Genomic DNA, 7,391 nt, shown 5'->3' with positions numbered 1-7,391 from the left:
CATCCCTCGCCCGGAACGATCTCCGCGTCTCCTTCGTCACACTGGCGGGCATCCGTCCCGGTGACGGGGATCTGTGCCGTGCGACGACCTCTGTTGCTTTCCGCGCGGACATGGCACGATCCCCCCGACGCCCAGAAGTTACTGACGGTTAATCAGGTGGGGGAGACGTATGGGTACGGCGGGGAAGCGCGGCCTGATCACGGCCGCCGTGACCGTGGTCTGCGCGATCACCGTGCTGGCGGCGCCCGGCACGGCCTTCGCGAGCCCGGCGTCACCGACCCCCACGCCCACCACCGCGCCCGCGCCCACGCCCGCACCCTCCGGGACCGCCTCGGCCGCGCCGGCGCTTCCGCCCAACAAGGACCTGGAAGCCGTTCGGGCGAAGCTGGAGAAGCTCTACCACGACGCGGCCGTCGCCACCGAGGCGTACAACGCCGCCGAGGAGGCGTCGAAGAAGCAGTCCGAGCAGCTCGTCGCCCTGGCGGAGAAGATCGTCGAGGGGCAGCGGCGGCTCGACGCGCTGAAGGACCGGGCGGGCGCCGCCGCACGCCAGCAGTACCGCTCCGGAGGGCTGCCGCCCGAGGCGCATCTCGTGCTCAGCGACGACCCTGGGCAGTTCCTCGACGGCGCGGGCCGGGTCATCCAGGGCGAGCGCGCCACCAAGGCGATGCTGGACGAAATGACCCGCACCCAGCAGGACTTGAAGCAGTACGCCGCGGACGCCGCCGCCCACTGGCGGGAGCTGGAGACCAACCGCAAGAAGAAGGAAGCCGCGCGCGAGAAGGTCAAGAAGCAGATCTCCGAAGCCGAGAAGCTGGAGTCCCGGCTGGAGAAGGAGGAGAAGGAACGCCTCGCCGAACTGGAGCGGCAGGCCGCGCAGAAGGCGCAGACCGCATGGCTGGACACGGGCATCCTCAAGGAGATCCAGGCCAAGGCATCCGAACAGGGCGCCAAGGCGGTGACATACGCCACCGCGCAGACCGGCAAACCGTATGAATGGGGCGCCGAGGGGCCGCAGACCTTCGACTGCTCGGGTCTGACCATGCAGGCCTGGGCGCACGCCGGCCGGGCCATCCCCCGCACCTCGCAGGAGCAGTGGCGGCAGTTGCGGCACGTGGACGTGAAGGACATGCGCCCCGGCGACCTCGTCGTCTACTTCGCGGACGCCAGCCATGTCGGCATGTACATCGGCGACGGCAGCATCGTCCACGCCCCGCGCCCCGGCCGGACGGTGACCGTCGCGGGGGCGGGTTCCATGCCGATCCTGGGGGTCGTACGGCCGGACGCCTGACCGGCGGCACACGCCGGCGGGCGCCCGGGGACCCGACACGACCGGCCCTGCGCCACACCCCAACTGGCCTCCGGTGACCCGCCCCACGTGACCCACAGCACGTCGATCTTGGGCCAAACCCGGTACCGACGTGACGTTCGTCATCCCCGTATGGGCGCCGACCTGTCCAACTGCGGTACGGAACGCGGCATATGACAGCGGCCGACGGCCGGACGGGGTGGCCCGCGCCATTCCTCTACGGCACCGCCACCCGCTATGGTCCCCGTCGGTGGACCGAGGTCCCTCGGTTCCGCCATGCCCTCGGGGGGAGGGAAGGAACCCAAGACAATGCCCGTACCCGTACCGCGGCCCAGGGCGGTCCCGGCCGTGGAAAGTGGTCAGGCGCCGGCCGCACTCATCGGCGGCCCCTCGAAGGAAGAGACCCCGCGCAAGGAAGCCACGGCCGCCGACACCACAACAAACCTCACATTGCTGCTGATCGAGGACGATCCCGGCGGTTCGCCGATCGTGCCCGATCTGCTCGACTCGGCCGGCAAGCCGATCCGGGTGCGCACCGCCCGCAACCTCACCGAGGCCGAGCGGCTGCTCACCGACGACGTCCACTGCATCCTGCTGGACCTCGCGCTGCCCGCGCCCGGCCGTGCCCAGGGCGACGAGGACGAGCTGGCCGTGCTGCGGCACGTGCTGGAGCTGGCGCCCCGGCATGCCGTGCTGGCACTCACCGCCTCCGCCGACGCCGAGCGCGGAGCCGAGGCCGTACGCGTCGGCGCCCAGGACTACCTCTTCCGGGACGAACTGGACGGACGGCTGCTGAGCAGGGCGATCCGGTACGCCGTCGAGCGGAAACGCTCGGACACGGCCGAGCGGAAACTGGCCGAGGGCCGGCTGCGCGCCCAGGAGAACCGCCGCCTGGAGCGGGGCCTGCTGCCCACGCCCCTGCTGGACGGTTCCTCGCTGCGTTTCGCCGCCCGCTACCGGCCCGGCCGCTCCCGCGCGCTGCTCGGCGGCGACTTCTACGACACCGTCCGCACCCCGGACGGCACCGTGCACGCCATGATCGGCGATGTGTGCGGGCACGGCCCGGACGAGGCCGCGCTCGGCGTGGAGCTGCGCATCGCGTGGCGTGCGCTGACGCTGGCGGGGCTGTGCGGCGACGAGCTGCTGAACACGTTGCAGCAGGTGCTGGAGCACGAACGCGGCGACGACGAAATCTTCGCGACGCTGTGCACGGTGGACATCGCACCTGACGGCCGCCGCGCCGGGCTGTGCCTGGCCGGGCACCCGTCCCCGCTGGTGGCCCGCCCCGGCCGCCCGCCGCAACTGCTGCCGTACGACAACAACGGCCCCGCCCTCGGCCTGCTGCCGGGCGCGCGCTGGCCGCGCACCCAGGTGGAGCTGGGCCCGGAGTGGAGCCTGATGCTGTACACCGACGGCCTCATCGAGGGCCGCGTCGGCGACAGCGGGGAGCGGCTGGGTCAGGACGGCATGCTGGAGATGATCGGCCGCCAGCTGGCACAGGGCCTGCGCGGCGAGCAACTGTTGCAGGCCGCGGTGCACGAGGTGCGCCAGCTGAACGGCGGCGAGCTGACGGACGACGTGGCGGTGGTCCTGCTGGACCGGGTGCCTTAGCCGGTGGTCCGGCGGGACCGGGTGCCGTGACGGAACCGACCGGGACGGCCCCGACGGACGCGGAAGTGCCCCCGGCCCGCGTCACCGCGAGCGCCGGGGGCGCTGCTCGTCTCTCGTGCCCGAGGCCCGGACAACCGGCCGAAGAGGAGCCGAACGGTCGGTCGACATGCCGCCCGTCGGCTCAGCGACCGCCGTTCCAGGGCCCGTACGGCCCGTCGCTGCTGGAGCCACGACGCCGGCCCCAGCCACCGCCGCCGGACAGGCCGCGCAGGGCGGGACGGACGTCGACCATGTACACGATGGTCGCGACGAGGCCGATGATCAGCAGGAACCACATGCTGGCCAGGGTCAGATTGGCCACGTTCACCAGGAACGACAGGCCGAGGACGATCAGCCAGAACGGCTTGGTCTGCTTGTCCGCGGCCCGGTAGGCGTCCTCACGGCGGATCGCGGCGTCGATCAGTGCGAAGCCGCTGAACACCAGCAGGCCCACGCTCAGCAGGAACATCACCCAGCTGAATCCCTGAATCAGCATCGCCCTCCACCGCCTGTCTCTCCGTCCGCGCGCTGCCGGCGGACTCGCCGCCTCGTCGCCACCGTACCCAGAGAACGGGCCGGGCACCCGGAACGTGCCCGGCCCGTGACCGCGCGCCCCTCGAGCGGGGCGCCGGCGGCCGTCACTCGGACGGCGTGCTCTTCCTGGCCGTGGTCTTGCGCGCCGAGGCCTTCTTCGCGACCGGCTTCTTCGCGGCGGCACCGGCGGGCTTCGCGTCGGCGGCCTTCGGGGCGGCCGGCATCGGCTCGTCCTTCTGCACGGCCGGCTCGTCCGGCTCGACGGCGACGGCCAGCTCCTCGATGCCCTCGGCTGCCTCGCCGCGCCAGGTCTTCACGGCCTGCTCGCCGTGCTCGGCGACCTTCTCGTAGGTCTCGCGGGCCTTCACGGCGTACTCGGCGGCGACGCCGACACCGCGCAGGGCGAGGTCCTGGGCGGTCTCACCGAGCTTCTTCAGGTCGCCGTCGAGGGTCGAAAGCAGCTCGGTGACCTTCGCCTGGAGGGTCTCCTGCGTCTCGCGGACACGGGCGGCGGCCTTCTCCTGCACCGCCTTGGGGTCGGTGTTGCGGACCGCCTCGATGCGAGCCGGGGCCTGCTCACGCAGCTGCTCGACCAGGGCCGGCACCTTCTTCGCCTGCTGAAGGGCCAGATCGGCGGTGCCGGCGGCGAAGTAGAGCGGGGTCGGGTCGCTGAAGGTCTTGCGCAGGTCGTCGGTGATGGCCATGGTGATGGTCCTCCCGGATTCGTTTCGGATGAGGGTCTGTTGATCCGCGGCGGGCGGCCGGTCTCTCCCTGGACCGGTCAGCCGGCCGTTCGCCGCGGATCGGCGTCGCTTCCGCCGACCGTGCGGGGGTCGTCCGCGGCGGCGTCGCTCACGCCGTCGGCCTCGGTGTCGCCGCCGTACCCGTTCTCCTTGCGGAACGACTCGTAGATCTGCAGAAGCACCTGCTTCTGCCGCTCGTTGAGCGTCGGGTCGGCGAGGATCACCGCGCGGGTCTCCACTTCGTCCCGGTCCCGCTCCGCGTCGAGGATGCCGGCGCGCACATACAGCGTCTCGGCGGAGATCCGCAGCGCCTTGGCGACCTGCTGGAGCACCTCCGCGCTGGGCTTGCGCAGCCCGCGCTCGATCTGGCTCAGGTACGGGTTGGACACCCCGGCGGCGTCGGCGAGCTGCCTGAGCGAGAGCTGGGCGTTGCGCCTCTGCTCGCGCAGATACTCACCGAGATTGCCGACGTTGAGCGATGCCATGCCTCCACCTTGCCCCACCCTGCTAACAATTGCAAGCACCCTGCTTGCAAGCGCTACCGGGGGCGTGTCGGCCGTTCCGACGGCCGCACCCGCACCACAGCCGCGGGGCGGCGGACCCTGCACATCGCCGGGCCTGACCGCGCCCTCGCCCTGGCCCGTCCGCGCCGCGGCGCCTCGTCAGCGGCGCCTCTCCCATTCCTCGCGGGTGAGTTCGTACTCGACCTCGCCGTGTTCCGAGCCGGGGATACGGTCCGGCCAGTCCTCGAAGTACGCGCGGAGGAAGCGCAGGCCCGCCTTCTCCATCACGCGGCGCGAGGCGTGATTGACGGTCATCGTGTTGGCGGTGACACGGCGCAGGGCGGGGTACGTGGTGAAGCCGTGGTCGAGGAGGGCGCGGGCGCCCTCGGTGGCGTAGCCGCGGCCCCAGGCGGCCTTGACGAGCCGGTAGCCGAGTTCCACCACGGCCGCGTCGGCGTCGTCGAGCGGGCGGAACTCGAACCAGCCGAGGAACACGCCGCTGTCCTTCTCCTGCGCGGCCCAGTAGCCGCGGGTGCCGAGGCAGGGGTGCTCGTGCAGCAGCCTGGGCAGGACGCGGTCCCGTACGGTCTCGCGGCTGGTGGGGCGACCGCCGTTGAGGAAGCGCATGACGTCGGGGTCGTTGTCGAGGGCGTGGAGGTCGTCGGCGTCGTCGGGGGTGAACGGACGCAGCACGAGCCGGGCGGTCTCCAGATACGCGGGGTACGAACGCATACGGCGATGGTGGCCGGGTGAGCGCGGCGCGGCACATGCTTTTTCGCGCGGTGCGGGCAGGGCGCCGACCGGCGCGCGTCGGGGCGGTGGTGTGACGGCGCCGTCGGTCAGAACGGCAGGGGGCGGGTGTGCAGGACCGTCAGGCGGGTGACGGCTCGGGTGAGGGTGACGTACAGGCGGTGCAGGCCGCGGGGTTCGGCCTCGGCGATCGACGCCGGTTCGACGGCCACGACATGGTCGTACTCCAGGCCTTTCACCAGCGTCGCCGGGACGACCGTCACCCGCGACGACAGGTCCTCGGGGCCCGCGTGGGCGAGGCCGGCGCCGGTGAGCGCGTCGCGTACGGCCGGGATGTCGGCGTCGGCGGCGACCACCCCGACGGAGCCCTCCTCGGCGAGGGCGGCGCGGACGGCTTCGGCGAGCGCGCCGGGCAGGTCGGTGCCCGCGTCGACGATCCTCAGCTCGCCGTCGGCGCGCAGGGAACGCGCCTCGGGCACGGCGACGCCGAGGCGGGCCAGCAGCCGGTTGGCGAGGGTGAGGACGGCGGACGGGACCCGGTAGCCGGTGGTCAGCGGCACGACGGCGGCGTCCGGCTTGCCCAGGTGTTTCAGCAGGTCGGCCCAGTCGCGGGCGGCCCACGGCGTGGTGCCCTGGGCGAGGTCGCCGAGGACGGTGAGGGAGCCGTAGGCGGAGCGGCGGGCGACGGCGCGGGCCTGCATCGGGGACAGGTCCTGGGCCTCGTCGACGACGACATGCCCGTATCCCTGGGGGTGTTCGACGAGTCCGGCGATCTCGTCGAGGAGGACCAGGTCGGCGTCCGACCAGCGCGCCGACTTCCATGAGCGGGGCGGCTTCGCCCACAGCAGCGCCCGCTGCTCGTCGTCGGTGAGCAGCCCGTCGGCGGCGCGGGCGAGGGCGGCGGGGGCGGTGAGCAGGTCGGCGAGCACCTCCTCGGGTCGTACCTTCGGCCACACCTCGTCCAGGGCCGCCGTCACCGCGCGGGCCCGCTCGATGCGCCGCACCCAGGACTGCGGCTGGGGTCCGGCCCGCCGCTCGGCCTGCTCCTGGACGCGGCGCACGATCCTGGCGCGGACCCGTTCCCGTCCGACGGAGTACGGCGGCTGCTCCTGCCGTACGTCCATGACGATCCGGGCCAGTTCGTGCGCGGTGACCCGCCAGCGACAGCTGCCGTCGGGCACGGCGATGTCGCCGCCGCTGGCGGCCACGCGCGCGTACAGGGCCCGGCGCAGCACCTCGGCCATCCGGGCGTCGTGCTTGACGCGGGCCGCGCGGTCGTCGTCGTGCCCGGTGGCCGTGCGGCCGGCGGCGATCTCCTCGGTGAGGGTGGACTGTCGGATGCCGGTCTCGCCGAGCGCGGGCAGCACTTCGGCGATGTAGGAGAGGAAGGTGCGGTTGGGGCCGAGGACGAGCAGGCCGCCTCGGCGGATGCGCTGCGGGTGGGTGTAGAGGAGGTAGGCGGCGCGGTGCAGGCCGACCGCGGTCTTGCCGGTGCCGGGGGCGCCCTGCACACAGACGGAGACGTCGAGGCCGGCGCGGACGAGGTCGTCCTGTTCCGGCTGGATGGTCGCGGCGATGTCGCGCATGGGGCCGACGCGGGGGCGTTCGATCTCGCGGGCGACGATGGCGCTGCCGCGGTCCTCGCCCCGGCCGAGGTGCTCGTCCTCCAGGCCGGTGAGGTCGGCGGAGTCGCCGCGGCTGCCCGGTGCCCAGCCGTAGCGGCGCCGTACGGCCACGCCCTGCGGGTCGCGGGCGCTCGCCTGGTAGAAGGCGCGGGAGACGGGGGCGCGCCAGTCGACGACGAGGGGCGGGGAGGCCGGGTCCTCGGTGATGCGCAGGCGGCCGATGTGGTAGCGCTGGCCGGCGTGGTCACCGGCGCGGGAGGGAGGGGGGCCGCCGCGA

Annotated in this window: 7 protein-coding genes; 2 read left to right on the top strand and 5 right to left on the bottom strand. The window is 73.1% G+C overall.

Features of this window, described 5'->3' with window-relative positions; all coding sequences use genetic code 11:
- The first annotated feature begins 169 nt into the window (after positions 1 to 169).
- Together MTQ10_RS25225 and MTQ10_RS25220 are read left to right on the top strand one after the other, a co-directional pair.
- The gene (locus MTQ10_RS25225) at positions 170 to 1,291 is read left to right on the top strand and encodes a C40 family peptidase (protein ID WP_247472456.1); all 1,122 of its coding nucleotides are present in this window, start codon (positions 170 to 172) and stop codon (positions 1,289 to 1,291) included.
- 327 nt (positions 1,292 to 1,618) lie between these two features.
- Positions 1,619 to 2,920, top strand: coding sequence for a PP2C family protein-serine/threonine phosphatase (locus MTQ10_RS25220; RefSeq protein WP_247472455.1), 1,302 nt, complete (start codon positions 1,619 to 1,621; stop codon positions 2,918 to 2,920).
- A 181-nt stretch (positions 2,921 to 3,101) separates the two neighbouring features.
- Here MTQ10_RS25220 and MTQ10_RS25215 read toward each other — a convergent pair whose 3' ends face one another.
- The 5 genes from MTQ10_RS25215 to MTQ10_RS25195 all read right to left on the bottom strand — a co-directional run.
- Entirely contained in the window at positions 3,102 to 3,455 is a 354-nt protein-coding gene (locus tag MTQ10_RS25215; RefSeq protein ID WP_247472454.1) for a DUF2516 family protein, read from the bottom strand.
- A 142-nt stretch (positions 3,456 to 3,597) separates the two neighbouring features.
- Positions 3,598 to 4,197 (bottom strand): hypothetical protein, encoded by a 600-nt coding sequence (locus MTQ10_RS25210; RefSeq protein WP_247472453.1) that lies wholly within the window; start codon positions 4,195 to 4,197, stop codon positions 3,598 to 3,600.
- A 77-nt stretch (positions 4,198 to 4,274) separates the two neighbouring features.
- On the bottom strand, positions 4,275 to 4,721 hold the full coding sequence (locus MTQ10_RS25205) for a helix-turn-helix domain-containing protein (protein WP_247472452.1): 447 nt from the start codon (positions 4,719 to 4,721) through the stop codon (positions 4,275 to 4,277).
- Between the two features lie 177 nt (positions 4,722 to 4,898).
- A complete protein-coding gene (locus tag MTQ10_RS25200; RefSeq protein ID WP_247472451.1) occupies positions 4,899 to 5,471 on the bottom strand; it encodes a GNAT family N-acetyltransferase in 573 nt (190 codons plus the stop codon).
- 107 nt (positions 5,472 to 5,578) lie between these two features.
- Positions 5,579 to 7,391: HelD family protein (locus MTQ10_RS25195; RefSeq protein WP_247472450.1), on the bottom strand; the 1,813-nt coding region annotated here is incomplete at its 5' end.

It is taken from the genome of Streptomyces sp. XM83C (assembly GCF_023072675.1).
GTDB classification, from domain to species: Bacteria; Actinomycetota; Actinomycetes; order Streptomycetales; family Streptomycetaceae; genus Streptomyces; species Streptomyces thermocoprophilus.
This window is presented reverse-complemented; position numbering and strand designations above follow the sequence as displayed.